Genomic DNA, 17,408 nt, shown 5'->3' with positions numbered 1-17,408 from the left:
GCCGCGGGCGGCCGGCCGGCCCCCGCGCGGGCCGGCGCCTCCCCCGCCCCGGCCCCACCGGAACTCCGCGCCCTGGCCTGCCGGCTGCTGGACGAACTCGCCGCCCTCCCCGCCCCGTCGGCCTCGCTGGAACCCACCGCCTGGCCGGAGATCCGCGCCACCTGGACCCCGGACCCCGGTGCACGGACCTCAGGGCCCCCCGCCCCATCCCCGACCCGGGGCCCGGACGACGCAGGGCCGCCGACGAACGGCCCGCAACCGTCCCCCAAGACGAACCCCGCTCCGGAACCGGAGCCGGAGCACGGGCCGGGACGGGTGGGGCCCGGGCACGGGCACACGCCGGCGCCGGGGCCCGGGCACAGGGCGGCCCCGGAGACGGAGCACGGCCACGGACCGGGACCGACGCCCGCGCCGGGTCCCTGGCCGGGGCCGGAGTGCGGGCACGCGCCGGAACCGGGTCCCGGGCCGGGACCGAGGCCGGAGCACAGCCACGGACCAGGACCGGCACCCGCGCCGGGACCTGGCCCGGGACCCGGGCACGGCCATGGCCCGGAGCGCGGGCGCGGGCCCCGCCCGGGGCCGGAGTACGGGCGCGGGCCCGGGGCGGGTCCCAAGCCGAAGCACAGCCACGGACCGGGACCGACGCCCGCGCCGGGTCCCTGGCCGGGGCCGGGGCACGGGTCGGGGCCAAAACCCGGGATGGGGCCGGGGCCGGGGCGCGCGCCCGGGCCAGGGCCCCGGGTCGACCCCGTGCTGCGCCGCAGGCTGGAGGCCGCCTGGCTCGGCCGGGCCGTCGGCTGCGTGCTCGGCAAGCCCGTCGAGAAGCTCCCCCTCGACGGAATCCGCGCCCTCGCCCGCGCCACCGGCAACTGGCCGCTGGCCGACTGGTTCACCGCCCGCGGCGTCCCCTCGGAGCTCCTCGCCGCCCACCCGTGGAACCGCCGCTCCGCCGCCACCTCCCTCGCCGAGAACATCGACGGCGTCCCCGAGGACGACGACCTCGACCACCCCCTCCTCGGCCTCCTCCTGCTCCAGCGGCACGGCAAGGCCTTCGCCACCGCCGACCTCGCCCGCCTCTGGCTCGACGAGCTCCCGGCCGGCCGTGCCTTCACCGCCGAACGCGTCGCCTACCGCAACCTCCTCCTCGGCCTGGAGCCCCCGCGGACCGCCACCCACCACAACCCCTTCCGCGAGTGGATCGGGGCCCTGATCCGCGCCGACGTGCACGGCTGGACCAACCCCGGCGACCCGGTCGCCGCCGCCGAACAGGCCTACCGGGACGCCACCCTCACCCACACCGCCAACGGCGTCTACGCCGCCCTCTTCACCGCCGCGACGATCGCCGAGGCCGCCGGCGGCCGGGCCGACGTGCACACCGCGCTCCGGGCCGGGCTGGCCGTCGTACCGCCCCGCTCGCGCCTCGCCGACGCCGTCCGCTTCGGGATCCGTACCGCCCGCGACGAGGCGGACTTCGACCGGGTCGTGGACCGGCTGCACGCCTGCTACGGGCACTACCACTGGGTGCACGCCCTCCCCAACACCGCCCTGATCGCCGCCGCCCTCACCCACGCCGACGGGGACTTCACCCACTCCGTGTGCCGGGCCGTGTCCGGCGGCTGGGACACGGACTCCAACGGCGCCACGGCCGGCTCGGTCGCGGGGATCCTGGCGGGGTCCCCCGACCGCATCCCGGAGCGCTGGACGGCGCCCCTCAAGAACCGCCTCGCCACCACCGTCGCCGGTTTCGACGGCATCGGCTTCGACACCCTCGCCCACCTCACCGCCCAGGAGGCAGCCCGATCATGACGGCCATCGCCGTGCTCGGCAGTACGAACATGGACCTCGTCGCCTACGTGCCCAAGGCACCCCGTCTCGGGGAGACCGTCACCGGACGGGAGTTCCGCACCGTCCCCGGCGGCAAGGGCGCCAACCAGGCGGTGGCCGCCGCCCGCCTCGGCGGGGAGGTGGTGATGATCGGCGCCGTAGGGGCGGACGACTTCGGCGTACGGCTGCGCTCCGCGCTCACCGAGGCCGGGGTCGAGACGGCCGCGCTGCGCACCGTCGAGGTGGCCAGCGGCACCGCGCACATCACCGTCGACGACGAGGGCGCCAACAGCATCGTCGTCATCCCCGGCGCGAACGGCACCGTCACCGCTCTGGAGGCGGGCGACGCCTCCCGCATCGGAGCCGCCGACTGCCTGCTGCTCCAGCTCGAACTCCCCCTGGAAGCCGTCCTCGCGGGCGCCGCGGCCGCCCGCGAGCAGGGGGTCCGTACGGTGCTCACCCCGGCCCCCGCGCGTCCGCTGCCGCGGGAACTGCTGGAGCTGATCGACCTCCTGGTGCCGAACGAGCACGAGGCGGCGGCCCTCACCGGCTTCACCGATCCCCTCGGAGCGGCGGAGGCCCTGCTGCGCGACGTGCCGGAGGTGGTGGTGACCCTGGGCGCGGCCGGCGCCCTGTACGCGGCGCGCGGGCGGGAGCCGGTGACCGTACCGGCGCCCCGGGTGCGGGCGGTGGACACCACCGCCGCCGGGGACACCTTCGTGGGGGCCCTCGCCGTGGCCCTCGGGGAGGGCCGTCCGATGCCGGAGGCCCTGGCCTGGGCCGCCCGCGCGGCTTCCGTCTCGGTCCAGCGCCCCGGCGCCCAGGACTCGATGCCGACCCGCGCCGAGGTCGACCCCGGGGGCGAGCTGTGAGTGACCCCGGGTCCGGACCCCGCTCCCCGGGGCCACTTGAAGGGCTCCGGGTGCTCGACCTCGCCACCCTCTTCGCCGGGCCGCTCGCCGCCACCCTGCTCGGGGACTTCGGCGCCGAGGTGGTCAAGGTCGAACACCCCGACCGCCCCGACCCCTCCCGCGGCCACGGCCCCGCCAAGGACGGCGTCGGGCTCTGGTGGAAGCTGCTCGGGCGGAACAAACGGACGATCACCCTCGACCTGTCCACCCCCGGCGGCCGGGACACCCTGCTGCGGCTGGCCGCCACCGCCGACGTGGTCGTCGAGAACTTCCGCCCCGGCACCCTGGAGAAGTGGGGTCTGGGCTGGCCGGAGCTTTCGGCCGCCAACCCGCGCCTGGTGCTGGCCCGCGTCACGGCGTTCGGCCAGCGGGGCCCGTACGCCCACCGACCCGGCTTCGGCACCCTCGCCGAAGCGATGAGCGGCTTCGCCGCGATCACCGGCGAGCCGGACGGCCCGCCCACCCTGCCGCCCTTCGGACTCGCCGACTCGATCGCCGCGCTCACCACCGCGTACGCCGTGATGACGGCGCTCGCCGGACGGGACCGCACCGGCCGCGGGCAGGTCGTGGACCTGGCGATCATCGAGCCGATCCTCACCGTGCTGGGCCCCCACCCGCTCTGGTACGACCAGCTCGGCTACGTCCAGCCGCGCACCGGCAACCGTTCCACCAACAACGCGCCCCGCAACACCTACCGCAGCGCGGACGGCCGCTGGCTGGCGGTGTCCACCTCGGCGCAGTCCGTCGCCGAACGGGTGCTGCGCCTGGTCGGCCGGCCGGAGCTGATCGCGGAGCCCTGGTTCGCGACCGGCTCCGGCCGGGCCGCCCACGCGCACGTCCTCGACGAGGCGGTCGGCGGCTGGATCGGCCGTCACAAGGCCGACGACGTGGTCGCCGCCTTCGAGGAGGCCGAGGCGGCGCTGGCCCCGGTCTACGACGTCCGGGACGTGATGGCCGACCCGCAGTTCGCCGCGCTGGACACGGTCACCGAGGTCGAGGACCCCGAGCTGGGCCCGGTGCGCATGCAGAACGTCCTCTTCCGGCTTTCGGACACCCCCGGCGGGATCCGCTGGGCGGGCCGCCCGCACGGCGCCGACACCGATGCCGTCCTGACCGAGCTCGGCCTGACCGGGGCCGAGATCGCCGCCCTCCGAACGGAGCGTGCACTGTGATCCTGACCTGGCTCTACGCCCCCGGGGACCGCCCCGAGGTGGTGGCCAAGGCCCTGCGGTGCGGGGCGGACGCCGTCATCGTCGACCTGGAGGACTCGGTATCGGCCTCCCGCAAGGAGTACGCCCGCGCGGCCACCGCCGAGCTGCTCACCGAGCGGCCCCCGGTCCCCGTCCACGTCCGCGTCAACGCGCTCGGCTCCCCCTGGGCGGGCGCCGACCTCACCGCGCTGGTCCGCCTCCGCGGGCTCGCCGGACTGCGGCTGCCGAAGATCGACGCCCCCGAGCAGATCGGCCGGGTCGCCGACCGGGCGGGCGGGGTGGCCCTGTACGCACTGCTGGAGTCCGCGCTGGGCGTGGAGCGGGCCTACGAGATCGCCCGCGCCCACCCGTCCCTGCACGGGCTGACCCTCGGCGAGGCCGACCTCAAGGCCGATCTGGGCGTCACCGCGGAGGCAGGGCTGGACTGGCCGCGCTCCCGGGTGGTGGTCGCCGCCCGCGCGGCCGGGCTGGCGCCGCCGGCCCAGTCGGTGTTCCCGGACATCCGGGACCTGGAGGCACTGGCCGCCTCCTGCGCGCGGGGCCGGGCGCTCGGGTTCCTCGGCCGGGCGGCGATCCACCCCCGCCAGCTCCCGGTGATCGAGGGGGCCTACCTCCCCCGGCCCGAGGAGGTCACCGCCGCCGAGGAGATCGTCACCGCCGCCCGGGCCACCCCGGGGGCCCTGGCCCTGCCCGACGGCCGCTTCGTGGACCCCGCCGTGGTGGCCGCGGCCCACCGCACCCTGACCCTCTCCCGCCGGGCGGTCACGCGCTGACCCCGGGTACGCCGGAGGGGGCGCCGCGGCCCGCGCGACGCCCCCTCCGGTACAACCCGTTCAGCTCTTGTCGGCCCCGTTGGCCGCGCCGTCGGCGGCCTTGGTCAGATCCGCCTTCGCAGCGCCCTCGGCACCCTTCTCGTCCACGGGGGCGGCCTTGGTGAGGTCGGGCTTCGCGTCGGCTTCGCCCACCTTGGGCTTGTCGGCAGCGGCCACATCGCCCGGACCACCGGAGGTGTCGGGTTCCACGACCTCCTCACGGCCCGGCCGCAGCTTCGCCGAGAGGACGAAGTAGACCACCGCGGCGATGAAGACCACGATCGCGGTCCAGACGTTCAGCCGCACTCCGAAGATGTGGTGCGCCTCGTCGACCCGCATGTACTCGATCCAGCCGCGGCCCAGGCAGTACGCGGCCACGTACAGGGCGAAGGCCCGGCCGTGCCCGAGCCTGAACCGGCGGTCGGCCCAGATCACCAGCGCGGCGACGCCGAGGCACCACAGCGATTCGTAGAGGAAGGTCGGGTGGTAGGTACCGGCGACCCGGTTGGGTCCTTCGCTGATCTTCAGCGCCCACGGCAGGTCGGTGGCGCGCCCGTAGAGCTCCTGGTTGAACCAGTTGCCCCAGCGGCCGAAGGCCTGGGCGATGGCGATGCCGGGGGCCAGGGCGTCGGCCCAGGCGGGCAGCGGGATGCCGCGCAGCCTGCAGCCGATCCAGGCTCCGACCGCGCCGAGCGCGATCGCGCCCCAGATGCCCAGGCCGCCTTCCCAGATCTTGAAGGCGTCGACCCAGTCGCGGCCCTCGCCGAAGTAGAGCTGGTAGTCGGTGATCACGTGGTAGAGGCGGCCGCCGACAAGGCCGAACGGCACCGCCCACACGGCGATGTCCGCGACCGTGCCCGGCTTTCCGCCGCGCGCGATCCACCGCTTGTTGCCGAGCCAGACGGCGACGAAGACGCCGATGATGATGCAGAACGCGTAGCCGCGGAGCGGGATCGGTCCGAGATGGATCACGCCGGTCGACGGACTGGGGATATAGGCAAGGGTCATGGCAGACATGACGCTACCCTGCCGGGCGGTACCGACCGCAACCCGCCCGGCAAGCTGAAACCAAAACCACACACGGCGGAGGCCGGCCGGTCACCCCTGGGCTGCCCCCTTGGACAGGGACTTCGAGCCGCCCGACCCGGACGCCCTGCCCGAGGCCGACGCCGACGGCGACGCGGTGCCCGACGGGGACGCCGATCCGGACGGCTTGCCCTTCGAGGCCCCGGCGGCGGCCTCCACCTTCGCCTTCAGCTTCTGCGGGGTGAGCGGATCGGCCTGGTCGGCGAAGATGTCCTTGCCGTCGAGCAGGACGGTCGGGGTGCCCCGGAACTTGCCGGCCGCGAAGGCCCCGTGCGACTTGGCGACCCAGCTGTTGTGCGTGCCGTCCTCCACGCAGGCGCGGAACGCGGCGGTGTCCAGCCCGTCCACCTTCCCGGCCAGCTCCAGCAGCCTGGCGTTCTTGCCGTAGGCGTCGTCGGTCTCCTCGGGCTGGTTCTGGAAGAGGAGGTCGTGGTAGGCGGCGAACTTTCCGGCGTCCTGGGCGCAGGCCGCGGCGTTGGCCCCCTTGAGCGAGCCGCTGCCGCCCATGTTCCCGTCGATCAGGGTGACGAGGTGGTACTCGACCTTGAGCAGCCCCCTGGATTCGAGATCGTGGATCGTGTCCCGGTAGTTGGTCTCGAAGGCCTTGCAGGCGGGGCAGCGGAAGTCCTCCCAGACGGTCAGCTGGGACTTGGCCCCGGCCGGACCGGTCTGGATGGCGAGCGCGTCCTTGCCGGTGGCTCCCGACGGCGCGGCCACCGGACCGGCCTTGGCGGACTTGTCCCCGGACCCGGCGTTGGCGGCGATCAGGCCGACCACGGCCGCCAGGCCGAGTACGCCGACCACCGCCGCCGAGACGATGAGGGTCCGCCGGCGCTTGTCCCGGGTCTTCTGCCGCTCGCGCTCCTGCTGGAGTCGCTCCCGGGCCGATCGTTTCGTCGTCGCATCGCGGTTCGCACCGTCGTCGTTCTTCTCGCTCACGTTCGGCCAAACGAAGCGGGGAGGCACTCGCGTGCCTCCCCGCTCCCGTTTCCACTCGATCGGGCTACAGAACCCCCGTCGGGGCCCGCCCGGCGTCAGGACCTGCGTACGCCTTCCGCGAGCTCGCCCGCCAGGGCCCGTACGGCGGCCAGCCCGGCCTGCTCGTCCGGCGCGTCCAGCAGCAGCTTCACGAAGGCCGAACCGACGATCACGCCGTCGGCGAAGCCCGCCACCTTCTTGGCCTGGACGGCGTTGGAGACGCCCAGACCCACGCAGACCGGCAGCTCGGTGGTGGTGCGGGTGCGGCGCACCAGCTCCTGGGCCTCGTTGCCGACGGACTCGCGGGTGCCGGTGACGCCCATGAGCGAGGCGGCGTAGACGAAGCCGGAACCGGCGGCCGTGATGGTCGCCAGGCGCTCGTCACGGCTGCTGGGGGCCACGACGAACACGGTCGCCAGACCGTGCTCCGCCGCGTGCTCGCGCCACAGCGCGGACTCCTGGACCGGCAGGTCGGGCAGGATGCAGCCCGCGCCGCCCGCCGCCGCCAGCTCGGCGGTGAACCGCTCGACGCCGTAGCGGTCGATGGGGTTCCAGTAGGTCATGACGAGGATCGGGACCCCGGTGGCCTCGAAGGTCTCGCGCACGGTCCGCAGCACGTCGGCGATCTTGACACCGCCGCGCAGGGCGATGTCGTCGGCCGTCTGGATGACCGCGCCGTCCAGGACGGGGTCGCTGTGCGGCAGGCCGATCTCCACGACGTCCGCGCCGCCCGCGATGATCGCCTTGGCGGCCTCGATCGCGCCGTCGACGGTCGGGAACCCGGCCGGGAGGTAGGCGACGAGGGCCGCGCGGTCCTCGGACTTCGCCTTCGCGAGGGTGGCGCTCAGCAGTTCGATGTTGCCCTGGTTGCTCACTTGTTCTCCCCCTCGGTCCCGTTCTCGGACTCGCCGTCGTACAGGCCGAAGTAGCGTGCGGCCGTGTCCATGTCCTTGTCGCCGCGGCCGGACAGGTTGACCACGATCAGGCCGTCCTTGCCCAGCTCCTTGCCCAGGTCGAGGGCTCCGGCGAGGGCGTGCGCCGACTCGATGGCCGGGATGATGCCCTCGGTGCGGGAGAGCAGCCGCAGGGCCTGCATGGCGGCGTCGTCGGTGACCGCGCGGTACTCGCCGCGGCCGGTGTCCTTGAGGTAGGAGTGCTCGGGGCCGATGCCCGGGTAGTCCAGACCCGCGGAGATCGAGTAGGGCTCGGTGATCTGGCCCTCCTCGTCCTGGAGGACGTAGGAACGGGAGCCGTGCAGGATGCCGGGCTCGCCCGCGGTCAGGGTGGCCGCGTGCTCGCCGGTCTCCACCCCGTGTCCGGCGGGCTCGAAGCCGACCAGGCGGACGTCGGCGTCCGGAATGAAGGCGTGGAAGAGGCCGATGGCGTTGGAGCCGCCGCCGACGCAGGCCGCGACGGCGTCGGGCAGGCGGCCCGCGCGCTCCAGGATCTGGCGGCGGGCCTCGACGCCGATGACGCGGTGGAAGTCGCGGACCATGGCCGGGAAGGGGTGCGGTCCGGCGACGGTGCCGAAGAGGTAGTGGGTCTCCTCGACGTTGGCGACCCAGTCGCGGAACGCCTCGTTGATGGCGTCCTTGAGGGTGCGCGAGCCCGACTTCACGGCGATGACCTCGGCGCCGAGCATGCGCATGCGGGCCACGTTCAGGGCCTGGCGCTGGGTGTCGATCTCGCCCATGTAGATGGTGCAGTCGAGGCCGAAGAGGGCGCAGGCGGTGGCGGTGGCCACGCCGTGCTGGCCGGCGCCGGTCTCGGCGATGACGCGGGTCTTGCCCATGCGCTTGGTGAGCAGCGCCTGGCCCAGCACGTTGTTGATCTTGTGTGAGCCGGTGTGGTTGAGGTCCTCGCGCTTGAGGAAGATCCGGGCGCCGCCCGCGTGCTCGGCGAAGCGGGGCACCTCGGTGAGGGCGCTGGGCCGGCCCGTGTAGTTGACCATGAGCTCGTTGAGCTCGGCGGCGAAGGCCGGGTCACCCTTGGCCTTCTCGTACTCGACGGCGACCTCGTCCACGGCGGCGACCAGCGCCTCCGGGATGAACTTGCCGCCGAAGTCACCGAAGTAGCCCTCGGCGTTCGGGACGTGACCCTCCGGGTCCGGGATGAAGAACGAGCTGGTGGACATGGCCACTACTCCTACGTGTACGGAAATGCGCGACGGGGGCTGGTTGCACCGTATTGCGCCGTCGGTCCGCGGCCTGCGCACCCCGCTGGGGGTGCGCCGCCGTGCGGACGCCCGGCCCGCGCCGGAGCCTGGGGCTCGGGCACGGGGCCGTGCGCGGCCTCCCGTCCCGCACGTCTTCGCGTACCGGGCCGGGGTGGCCGTCGTCTACAGCGCGGCTCCGCCGCGCCATCGCATTCCGTTGACCTGACCGGGCTCGGAGCCGATCACGTACCGCACCCGCCGGCCGTGCACGCGCCGGGCCGGGGCGCGGCAGCCGCGGGGGCGGCAGCCGCGCGCCAGGGGCGCGTGCGCCGTCGGCACGCCGGCCGGGCCGTGGCCCGGTCGGGTGCGGACGGAGGGGCGGGAAGGAGGCATGGGAAGGGTCAGCTCCGGCCGTGGCGCAGGGCGGGGTGGGCTCCGGCGGCGACGAGGTCGGCGACGGCCGCCTTCGGGTCGCGCCCGGTGACCAGGGACTCTCCGACGAGGACGGCGTCGGCGCCCTCGTTGGCGTACGCGATCAGGTCGTGCGGTCCGCGGATGCCGGACTCGGCGACCTTCACGATGTGGGGCGGGATCTCTCCGACGACCCGCTCGAAGGTGGAGCGGTCGACCTTGAGGTCCTTCAGGTTGCGTGCGTTGACGCCGATGATCTTGGCGCCCGCGGCGACGGCCCGCTCGATCTCCTCCTCGTCGTGGACCTCCACGAGCGGGGTGAGGCCGATGGACTCGGCCCGCTCGATGAGGGAGACGAGGGCCTCCTGCTCCAGGGCCGCGACGATCAGCAGCACGAGGTCGGCGCCGTAGGCGCGGGCCTCCCACAGCTGGTAGGCCGTGACGATGAAGTCCTTGCGCAGGATCGGGATGTCCACGCGGGCGCGGACGGCCTCCAGGTCGGCCAGCGAGCCGCCGAAGCGACGCTGTTCGGTGAGGACGGAGATGACCGCCGCACCGCCAGCTTCGTAGTCGGCGGCGAGCCCGGCCGGATCGGCGATCGCGGCCAGCGCGCCCTTGGAGGGGCTGGAGCGCTTGACCTCGCAGATCACCTTGACGCTGTCGCCACGCAGGGCGGCGACACCGTCCTTGGCCTGGGGCGCCTTGGCGGCACGCTCCTTGAGCTCGTCGAGGCTCACGCGGGCCTGCCGTTCGGCAAGGTCTTCGCGGACCCCTTCGATGATCTCGTCGAGCACACTCACGCGAGCGGCCCCCTTCCGGGTTGATGACGGTCGGCCGCCTTGCAGACACGTTCCACTGCAAGGTCAGCACTCAAATGGTATCCGCAGCTCTCTACGCGCTCTGCACTGACTTCGCGGTTTCCCATTGACTGGACAGTCGGAATATGGCATTCCCATGGCTCCCCGCAAGGGCCGCCGCGCTTCACGGAGCGAGAACGGAACCGAACGGGAGATTACGGACGATCGAGAACAGCAGCACCAGCGTGCCGATCCCCCACCAGTACGCCGGCCGCAGCGCGAACCGCGGCGCCGGACGGCCGCCGAAGGCCCGGACCAGCCACAGGGCCAGGAAACCGGCGAAGACGAAATAGCCCGCGACGGCCACGGCATTGGCGCCGAGCGCCGCGGCCAGGTCCCCGTGGGCGAAGGCGTGCGCGCTGCGCAGCCCGCCGCAGCCCGGACACAGGATCCCGGTCAACCGCAGGAGCGGGCACACCGGGTAGTGACCGGGCTCGTTCGGGTCCACGGTGCCCACGTACGCGAAGGCCGCCACGGCCCCGGCCAGGGTGAGCACCGGCGCGGCGGCCCGCCGGACCCGCGACACCGGCGCGGGAGCCGGCCCGGACGGTACGGGCCGCCAGGGCCCGGACCCGCCGGGCGGGGCGGCGGGAGCGGGGGCGGCGGGGGTGCGAGAGGCGTCCACCCGCTGATTCTCTCCGGTCATGACAAAAGGCGCAGCCCGACCGGGCCGCGCCTTTCGAACCGCGCGATCGCGCTCAGACCTTGGCGGGAACGCGGTTGGCGGCGATGACCTCGGCGAGGTCGCGGTGGGCGGCCTTCGGCGCACCCATGCCCGCGGCCCGCATCGCGAGACCGACGACTCCGCCGAGCGCAACGATGACGAGACCCGCCCAGAACCCGAGCGGGTTCGCCAGCACCATGAAGGCGCCGGAGACGCAGAAACCGATGAAGGCGATGATGACACCGGTCCAGGCGGCCGGGGTGTGTCCGTGGCTCGTGCCCGCCATGAGTTGCTCCTCGTTGCTCTGTCGCGCGTGCGGTACGCACGCTCACTGTCATTGTCCCGCACGGGGCGGGCGGATTCTCCACTGGGTGGGGCTTAGCGGGTGGGATCCTCGCCCCGGTCCAGAGCCTTCCACAGGTCCTCCGGCCGGTCCGGGTCCACCGCCGCGGGCGTCCTGTGGCGCGGACTGCCGTCGCGCTCGTAGCGTCCGCCCATGGCGGGCCAGCCACGGCCGAAGCGGACCGCGAGCAGCCCGGCGAGCAGGATCAGGACCGCGCCGGCGGCCGTGATGTACGGCCAGGCCGTATGGGTCAGCTCCGCCGCCCGGGCAGCGGTGTCGGCCGTGGCGGTGACGGCCCGCTCGTCGAGCGCCCGGTGGTCGTCGGCGGCGGCCACCGCGGACAGCGCCCCGCCGAGACCGCTCAGCGCGAGCAGGACGGACACCAGCAGCCGCCCGCGGCCCCGTACGGCGAACACCGCCACCAGGGCCGCGAGGCCGACGATGGCCAGGGCCGCGGGCAGGCCCGTGACGGCCCGCCCGTCCGCCGTCAGCGGGAGCGAGCCGCCTCCCACGGCGGCGCTGCCCCGGGCCCAGACGCGGCCGGAGGCGAGCAGGACGACGGTGGCGCCCAGCGCGCCGAGCAGCAGGGCGACGGCCACGCTGCGGCGGGCGCTTCCGGCCTCGGGGGCCTCGGCGTCGGCGGTGGCGGCGGGGGGTGGGGGTACGGCACTCACGTACCCCACTATCCCCTACGCCCTCAGCCGTGGTGGAGGCGGTTCGCCGCTCCCACGGCGCGGAGCACGGCCGCCGCCTTGTTGCGGCACTCCAGGTCCTCCAGCTCCGGCACCGAATCCGCGACCACACCCGCTCCGGCCTGCACGTACGCCGTCCCGTCGCGCAGCAGCGCGGTGCGGATGGCGATCGCCGTGTCGGAGTCGCCCGCGAAGTCGAGGTAGCCGACGCAGCCTCCGTAGAGGCCCCGGCGGGAGGGCTCCAGCTCCTCGATGATCTGCATGGCGCGCGGCTTGGGGGCGCCCGAGAGGGTGCCGGCCGGGAAGCAGGCGGTGAGCACGTCGAAGGCGGTCTTGCCCTCCGCGACCCGCCCGGTGACGGTGGAGACGATGTGCATGACGTGCGAGTAGCGCTCGATGCTCATGAAGTCCACGACCTCGACCGAGCCCGGCTCGCAGACCCGGCCCAGGTCGTTGCGGCCGAGATCGACGAGCATCAGGTGCTCGGCGCGCTCCTTGGGGTCGGCCAGCAGTTCCTCGGCGAGCTCGTTGTCCCGCTGCGGGGTCGCGCCGCGGTGGCGGGTGCCGGCGATCGGGTGGACCATGGCCCGGCCGTCCTCGACCTTGACCAGCGCCTCGGGGCTGGACCCGACCACGTCGAAGCCGTTCTCGAAGCGGAAGAGGTACATGTACGGGGACGGGTTCGTGGCCCGCAGCACCCGGTACACGTCCAGAGCGGAGGCGCTGCAGGGGGTCTCGAACCGCTGCGAGGGCACCACCTGGAAGGCCTCGCCGGCCCGGATCCGCTCCTTGACGTCCTCGACGGCGGCCTGGAACTGCTCGCCGCCCCAGAGCGCCTCGAAGGCGGGCAGCTCGGACTCCGGGAGCGGGGCCGGTACGTAGGGCGCGGGCCGGGCGAGGTCCGCCTCCATCGCGTCGAGGCGGGCCACGGCATCCGCGTGGGCCTCGTCGGCGCCGGTGTCGAGCGCGTTGTGGTTGATCGCGTTGGCGATCAGCAGGACCGTGCCGTCCCAGTGGTCGAGGACCGCCAGGTCGGAGGTGAGCAGCATGGTGAGCTCGGGGAGGCGCAGGTCGTCGGAGGTGTGCTCGCCGATGCGCTCCAGGCGGCGGACGATGTCGTAGCCCAGGTAGCCGACCATGCCGCCGGTGAAGGGGGGCATCCCGCCCGCGAGGTCGCGGGGGGTGTGCAGGGCCTCGACGGTGGCGCGCAGCGCCTGCAGCGGGTCGCCGTCCGTGGGGACGCCGACGGGCGGGGTGCCGATCCAGTGCGCCTGGCCGTCCTTGACGGTCAGGGTGGAGGCGCTGCGGACGCCGACGAAGGAGTAGCGGGACCAGGAGCGGCCGTTCTCGGCGGATTCGAGGAGGAAGGTGCCCGGGCGTTCGGCTGCCAGCTTCCGGTAGAGCCCGACGGGGGTGTCCCCGTCGGCCAGCAGTCGGCGGCTCACGGGGATGACGCGGCGGTCGGCCGCGAGCTTGCGAAACGTCTCAAGATCCATGGCGTGGGAACCTAACTGGTTATTCGGCGGCCAGCGGGAGGACATCGGCGTCGAAACACGTGCGGGCGCCGGTGTGGCAGGCGGCGCCGACCTGGTCGACCTTGACGAGCACGGTGTCCGCGTCGCAGTCGAGGGCCACCGACTTCACGTGCTGGACGTGGCCGGAAGTGTCCCCCTTGACCCAGTACTCCTGGCGGCTGCGGGACCAGTACGTGCAGCGGCCGGTGGTCAGGGTCCGGTGCAGGGCCTCGTCGTCCATCCAGCCGAGCATGAGCACCTCGCCGGTGTCGTACTGCTGGGCGATGGCCGGTACCAGACCGTCCGCGGAGCGCTTGAGGCGGGCGGCGATGGCGGGATCGAGTGAGGACGTACTCATGCGGGCCATTGTGCCGCGTGATCGGGGCCGGAACGGATCACTGTCCGCCTGATGGGCACGCGCGGGGCGGTATCCGGCCGTAGGCTGTCGCGCATGTCTACCCATGCGAAGCGTGAACGCCTGCTGCTGGCGGACCTGTTGGAGGCGGCCGGGCCGGAGGCGCCGACGCTGTGCGAAGGCTGGCGGGCGCGGGAGCTGGCGGCGCACGTGGTGGTCCGGGAGCGGCGCCCGGACGCGGCGGGCGGCCTGCTGCTGAACGCGCTCAAGGCCCGCCTGGACCGGGCGATGGCGGAGTACGCGGCCAAGCCGTACGAGGAGCTCATCCAGCTGATCCGGACGGGGCCGCCCCGGATGTCGGTGTACTCGCTGAAGCAGATCGACGAGGCCGCCAACGCGGTGGAGTTCTACGTCCACGCCGAGGACGTGCGGCGCGCGCAGCCGGACTGGTCGCCGCGGGCGCTGGACCCGGTGTTCTCGGACGCGCTCTGGTCCCGCCTGGAGAAACTGGCCCGCCTCACCGGCCGGCGCTCCCCGGTCGGCCTGGTCCTGCGGCGCCCGGACGGGCGGACGGCGGTGGCGCACAAGGGGGTGCCGGTGGTGACGGTCACGGGGGAGCCGGGCGAACTGACGCTGTTCTGCTTCGGGCGGCAGGACGCGGCGGCGGTGGAACTGGAGGGCGAGAAGGAAGCGGTGTCGCGCTTGGCGCGGGCGCAACTGGGCATCTGACCCTTGCCCTGGCCGGGCGGGGTCGGGGGTGGCCGGGGTCGGGGCCGGGGTGGGGTGTCGTCCGGGACTGCATGATTTATGGCGCCCTGTCCGGGCCTCCAGTGGCCCAGGGCACCGCGCGCCGACACATCACGTTTCACGTCCCGGCCAACACCCCACCCCGTCCCCGCCCCCGGGGGCTGAGCCCCGGGGGCCCGGGTCAGCGGACCGGGTGGCCCGCTTCGCGGAGGGCGGTCTTGACTTCGGAGATGCGGAGGTCGCCGAAGTGGAACACCGAGGCCGCGAGGACGGCGTCGGCGCCCGCCGCGATGGCCGGCGGGAAGTGCTCCAGCCTGCCGGCGCCGCCGGAGGCGATCACCGGGACCGTGACGTGCTCGCGGACCGCCGCGATCATCTCGGTGTCGTAGCCGTCCTTCGTGCCGTCGGCGTCCATCGAGTTGAGGAGGATCTCCCCGGCGCCGAGTTCGGCGGCGCGGTGGGCCCACTCGACGGCGTCGATGCCGGTGCCCCGGCGGCCGCCGTGGGTGGTGACCTCGAAGGAGCCGGAGGCCGTGCGGCGGGCGTCGACGGACAGCACCAGGACCTGCCGGCCGAAGCGTTCCGCGATCTCCTGGATCAGCTCCGGGCGGGCGATGGCGGCCGTGTTCACGCCCACCTTGTCCGCGCCGGCCCGCAGCAGCTTGTCGACGTCGTCCGCCGTGCGGACGCCGCCTCCCACCGTCAGGGGGATGAAGACCTGCTCGGCGGTGCGGCGCACCACGTCGTAGGTGGTCTCGCGGTTGCCGGAGGAGGCGGTGATGTCCAGGAAGGTCAGCTCGTCGGCGCCCTCGGCGTCGTACAGCTTGGCCATCTCCACCGGGTCGCCGGCGTCGCGCAGGTTCTGGAAGTTGACGCCCTTGACGACCCGGCCGTTGTCCACGTCCAGGCAGGGGATCACGCGTACGGCGAGGCTCATCCGGCCACCGCCTTGTACGCCTCGACCTCCACCTCGACGACCATCGACGGGTCGACGAAGCCGGACACGATGAGCATCGAGGCGGCGGGGCGGACGCTGTCGAAGAGGGTCTTGTGGGCGCGGCCCACCTCCTCCACGTCCCGGGCGTGCGTGAGGTACATCCGGGTGCGGACGACGTCCTCGGGGCCGAGCCCGGCCTCGGCGAGCGCCTTGAAGGCGACCTCGAAGGCCTTGACGGCCTGGTCGTACGGGCCGCCCGCGTCGGCCGCGGTGCAGCCGGAGACGAGGACGAGGCCGTTGGGGAGGGCGACGGCGCGCGAGTAGCCGATGACGTCCTCGTAGGGGCCGCCGGAGGAGATGCGGCGTACGTCTGCGGAGCTCATGCGGAGACCACCTTCAGGGCTTCTTCCAGGGTGAAGGCCTTGGCGTACAGGGCCTTGCCGACGATCGCGCCCTCGACGCCCTCGGGGACCAGCGCGGAGAGCGCGCGCAGGTCGTCCAGGCAGGAGATGCCGCCGGAGGCGACGACGGGGCGGTCGGTGGCGGCGCAGACGTTCTTCAGCAGCTCCAGGTTGGGGCCGGTGAGGGTGCCGTCCTTGCCGATGTCGGTGACGACGTAGCGGGCACAGCCCTCGGAGTCCAGGCGGGCGAGGGTCTCGTAGAGGTCGCCGCCCTCGCTGGTCCAGCCGCGGCCCTTGAGGGTGGTGCCGCGCACGTCCAGTCCGATGGCGATCTTGTCGCCGTGCTCGGCGATGGCCTTGGCGGCCCACTCGGGGGTCTCCAGGGCGGCGGTGCCGAGGTTCACGCGGGTGCAGCCGGTGGCGAGGGCCGCGGCGAGCGTGGCGTCGTCGCGGATGCCGCCGGACAGCTCGACCTTGATGTCCATGGCGCGGGTGATCTCGGCGACCAGGGCGCGGTTGTCGCCGGTGCCGAAGGCGGCGTCCAGGTCGACGAGGTGCAGCCATTCGGCGCCGGAGCGCTGCCAGGCGAGGGCCGCCTGCAGCGGGGAGCCGTAGGAGGTCTCGCTGCCGGAGACGCCGTGGACGAGGCGCACGGCCTGGCCGTCGCGGACGTCGACCGCGGGGAGGAGCTCAAGCGTCTTCATCAGAGGGTCTCGATCCAGTTGGTGAGCAGCTGGGCACCGGTGTCACCGGACTTCTCGGGGTGGAACTGGGTGGCCCACAGGGCTCCGTTCTCCACGGCCGCGACGAAGGGACGGCCGTGGGTGGCCCAGGTGACCTTGGGCGCGCGGATGGCCGGGTTGGTGACCTCCAGGCTCCATTCGTGCGCCGCGTAGGAGTGGACGAAGTAGAAGCGGGCGTCGGCGTCGAGCCCGGCGAAGGCCTGGCTGTCGGCGGGCGCGTCCACGGTGTTCCAGCCCATGTGGGGGACGACGGGGGCCTTGAGCGGGCCGACCGTGCCGGGCCACTCGTCGAGGCCCTCGGTCTCCACCCCGTGCTCGATGCCGCGCTCGAAGAGGATCTGCATGCCGACGCAGATGCCCATGACCGGGCGTCCGCCGGAGAGGCGGCGGCCGATGATCCAGTCGCCGCGGGCGTCCTTGAGGCCCTGCATGCAGGCCGAGAAGGCGCCGACGCCGGGGACCAGGAGGCCGTCGGCGTCCATCGCCTTGTCGTAGTCGCGGGTGATCTCGACGTCGGCGCCGACGCGGGCGAGGGCCCGCTCGGCGGAGCGGACGTTGCCGAAGCCGTAGTCGAAGACGACGACGTTCTTTGCTGCGCTCATTCCCAGATTCCTTGGATTCGCAGGACTCCGGCCGCGAGGCACATCACGGAGCCGAGGGCGAGCAGGATGACGACCGACTTGGGCATCTTCTGCTTCTGGAAGGAGTAGACGCCCCCGGCCAGGAACAGACCGAGGACGATCAGGATGGTGTTGAGGCCGTTCACG

The 17,408-nt window shown here is 73.7% G+C and carries 20 protein-coding genes and 1 pseudogene; 5 read left to right on the top strand and 16 right to left on the bottom strand.

The annotated features are described in order from the left end of the window. Window positions 1-756 precede the first annotated feature (756 nt). The 4 genes and pseudogenes from ACEPPI_RS23115 to ACEPPI_RS23100 all read left to right on the top strand — a co-directional run. A pseudogene (locus ACEPPI_RS23115) lies at window positions 757-1,806 on the top strand (ADP-ribosylglycohydrolase family protein); the annotation flags it as partial. Beyond that, a complete protein-coding gene (gene rbsK, locus ACEPPI_RS23110; protein ID WP_373917155.1) occupies window positions 1,803-2,696 on the top strand; it encodes a ribokinase in 894 nt (297 codons plus the stop codon). The pseudogene ACEPPI_RS23115 and the gene rbsK, both read left to right, overlap by 4 nt. Continuing rightward, window positions 2,693-3,907 carry a CaiB/BaiF CoA transferase family protein gene (locus ACEPPI_RS23105; protein ID WP_373917154.1) on the top strand — a complete coding sequence of 405 codons (1,215 nt, stop codon included), beginning with the start codon at window positions 2,693-2,695 and terminating at the stop codon, window positions 3,905-3,907. The genes rbsK and ACEPPI_RS23105 overlap by 4 nt, the downstream gene beginning before the upstream one ends. After that, on the top strand, window positions 3,904-4,719 hold the full coding sequence (locus tag ACEPPI_RS23100) for a CoA ester lyase (RefSeq protein ID WP_373917153.1): 816 nt from the start codon (window positions 3,904-3,906) through the stop codon (window positions 4,717-4,719). The genes ACEPPI_RS23105 and ACEPPI_RS23100 overlap by 4 nt, the downstream gene beginning before the upstream one ends. 60 nt (window positions 4,720-4,779) lie before the next feature. Here the strand turns inward: ACEPPI_RS23100 and lgt are convergent, their stop codons facing one another. The 11 genes from lgt to hisI all read right to left on the bottom strand — a co-directional run bounded on the left by lgt (window position 4,780) and on the right by hisI (window position 13,825). Next, on the bottom strand, window positions 4,780-5,766 hold the full coding sequence (gene lgt / locus ACEPPI_RS23095; RefSeq protein WP_373917152.1) for a prolipoprotein diacylglyceryl transferase: 987 nt from the start codon (window positions 5,764-5,766) through the stop codon (window positions 4,780-4,782). Between the two features lie 90 nt (window positions 5,767-5,856). Beyond that, window positions 5,857-6,783 carry a thioredoxin domain-containing protein gene (locus ACEPPI_RS23090; protein WP_373917151.1) on the bottom strand — a complete coding sequence of 309 codons (927 nt, stop codon included), beginning with the start codon at window positions 6,781-6,783 and terminating at the stop codon, window positions 5,857-5,859. Window positions 6,784-6,878: 95 nt separating this feature from the next. Continuing rightward, complete coding sequence (gene trpA, locus ACEPPI_RS23085) at window positions 6,879-7,697, bottom strand: tryptophan synthase subunit alpha (RefSeq protein ID WP_373917150.1); 819 nt, start codon at window positions 7,695-7,697, stop codon at window positions 6,879-6,881. Next, on the bottom strand, window positions 7,694-8,956 hold the full coding sequence (gene trpB / locus ACEPPI_RS23080; protein ID WP_373917149.1) for a tryptophan synthase subunit beta: 1,263 nt from the start codon (window positions 8,954-8,956) through the stop codon (window positions 7,694-7,696). The genes trpA and trpB overlap by 4 nt, the downstream gene beginning before the upstream one ends. A 204-nt stretch (window positions 8,957-9,160) precedes the next feature. Next, window positions 9,161-9,370, bottom strand: a complete 210-nt coding sequence (trpM, locus tag ACEPPI_RS23075) for a tryptophan biosynthesis modulator TrpM (RefSeq protein WP_266838532.1) — start codon at window positions 9,368-9,370, stop codon at window positions 9,161-9,163. Between the two features lie 8 nt (window positions 9,371-9,378). Continuing rightward, complete coding sequence (trpC, locus tag ACEPPI_RS23070; protein WP_030228144.1) at window positions 9,379-10,188, bottom strand: indole-3-glycerol phosphate synthase TrpC; 810 nt, start codon at window positions 10,186-10,188, stop codon at window positions 9,379-9,381. Window positions 10,189-10,369: 181 nt separating this feature from the next. Next, window positions 10,370-10,891 carry a DUF2752 domain-containing protein gene (locus ACEPPI_RS23065; RefSeq protein WP_373917148.1) on the bottom strand — a complete coding sequence of 174 codons (522 nt, stop codon included), beginning with the start codon at window positions 10,889-10,891 and terminating at the stop codon, window positions 10,370-10,372. Window positions 10,892-10,943: 52 nt separating this feature from the next. Next, window positions 10,944-11,195, bottom strand: a complete 252-nt coding sequence (locus tag ACEPPI_RS23060) for an HGxxPAAW family protein (RefSeq protein WP_356214246.1) — start codon at window positions 11,193-11,195, stop codon at window positions 10,944-10,946. Window positions 11,196-11,287: 92 nt separating this feature from the next. Next, window positions 11,288-11,935 carry a TIGR02234 family membrane protein gene (locus ACEPPI_RS23055; protein ID WP_373917147.1) on the bottom strand — a complete coding sequence of 216 codons (648 nt, stop codon included), beginning with the start codon at window positions 11,933-11,935 and terminating at the stop codon, window positions 11,288-11,290. Between the two features lie 14 nt (window positions 11,936-11,949). Next, window positions 11,950-13,440, bottom strand: a complete 1,491-nt coding sequence (locus ACEPPI_RS23050; RefSeq protein ID WP_373917146.1) for an anthranilate synthase component I — start codon at window positions 13,438-13,440, stop codon at window positions 11,950-11,952. Between the two features lie 19 nt (window positions 13,441-13,459). Further along, window positions 13,460-13,825, bottom strand: coding sequence for a phosphoribosyl-AMP cyclohydrolase (gene hisI, locus ACEPPI_RS23045; RefSeq protein WP_373917145.1), 366 nt, complete (start codon window positions 13,823-13,825; stop codon window positions 13,460-13,462). Window positions 13,826-13,909: 84 nt separating this feature from the next. On the opposite strand from hisI, the gene ACEPPI_RS23040 reads away from it, so the two are divergent. Then, window positions 13,910-14,542: a TIGR03085 family metal-binding protein gene (locus ACEPPI_RS23040; RefSeq protein ID WP_373917144.1), complete on the top strand. Its 633-nt coding sequence runs from the start codon at window positions 13,910-13,912 to the stop codon at window positions 14,540-14,542. 199 nt (window positions 14,543-14,741) lie between these two features. Here the strand turns inward: ACEPPI_RS23040 and hisF are convergent, their stop codons facing one another. From hisF to ACEPPI_RS23015, 5 genes are read right to left on the bottom strand one after another with little or no spacing between them, the layout of a single operon-like run. Continuing rightward, window positions 14,742-15,497: an imidazole glycerol phosphate synthase subunit HisF gene (gene hisF, locus ACEPPI_RS23035; protein ID WP_373917143.1), complete on the bottom strand. Its 756-nt coding sequence runs from the start codon at window positions 15,495-15,497 to the stop codon at window positions 14,742-14,744. Further along, window positions 15,494-15,880: a RidA family protein gene (locus tag ACEPPI_RS23030; protein WP_373917142.1), complete on the bottom strand. Its 387-nt coding sequence runs from the start codon at window positions 15,878-15,880 to the stop codon at window positions 15,494-15,496. The genes hisF and ACEPPI_RS23030 overlap by 4 nt, the downstream gene beginning before the upstream one ends. Further along, window positions 15,877-16,602, bottom strand: a complete 726-nt coding sequence (gene priA, locus ACEPPI_RS23025) for a bifunctional 1-(5-phosphoribosyl)-5-((5-phosphoribosylamino)methylideneamino)imidazole-4-carboxamide isomerase/phosphoribosylanthranilate isomerase PriA (protein WP_373917141.1) — start codon at window positions 16,600-16,602, stop codon at window positions 15,877-15,879. The genes ACEPPI_RS23030 and priA overlap by 4 nt, the downstream gene beginning before the upstream one ends. Further along, complete coding sequence (gene hisH / locus ACEPPI_RS23020; protein ID WP_266838543.1) at window positions 16,602-17,243, bottom strand: imidazole glycerol phosphate synthase subunit HisH; 642 nt, start codon at window positions 17,241-17,243, stop codon at window positions 16,602-16,604. Before hisH ends, priA begins: the two co-directional genes overlap by 1 nt. Beyond that, window positions 17,240-17,407 carry a hypothetical protein gene (locus tag ACEPPI_RS23015; RefSeq protein ID WP_373917140.1) on the bottom strand — a complete coding sequence of 56 codons (168 nt, stop codon included), beginning with the start codon at window positions 17,405-17,407 and terminating at the stop codon, window positions 17,240-17,242. Before ACEPPI_RS23015 ends, hisH begins: the two co-directional genes overlap by 4 nt. Between the last annotated feature and the right edge of the window lies 1 nt (window position 17,408).

Origin of the sequence: Streptomyces sp. AB3(2024) (assembly GCF_041862025.1) — a bacterium.
Lineage (GTDB): Bacteria > Actinomycetota > Actinomycetes > Streptomycetales > Streptomycetaceae > Streptomyces.
The sequence above is the reverse complement of the archived record's forward strand: the minus strand, read 5'-3'. Positions and strand labels throughout refer to the sequence as shown.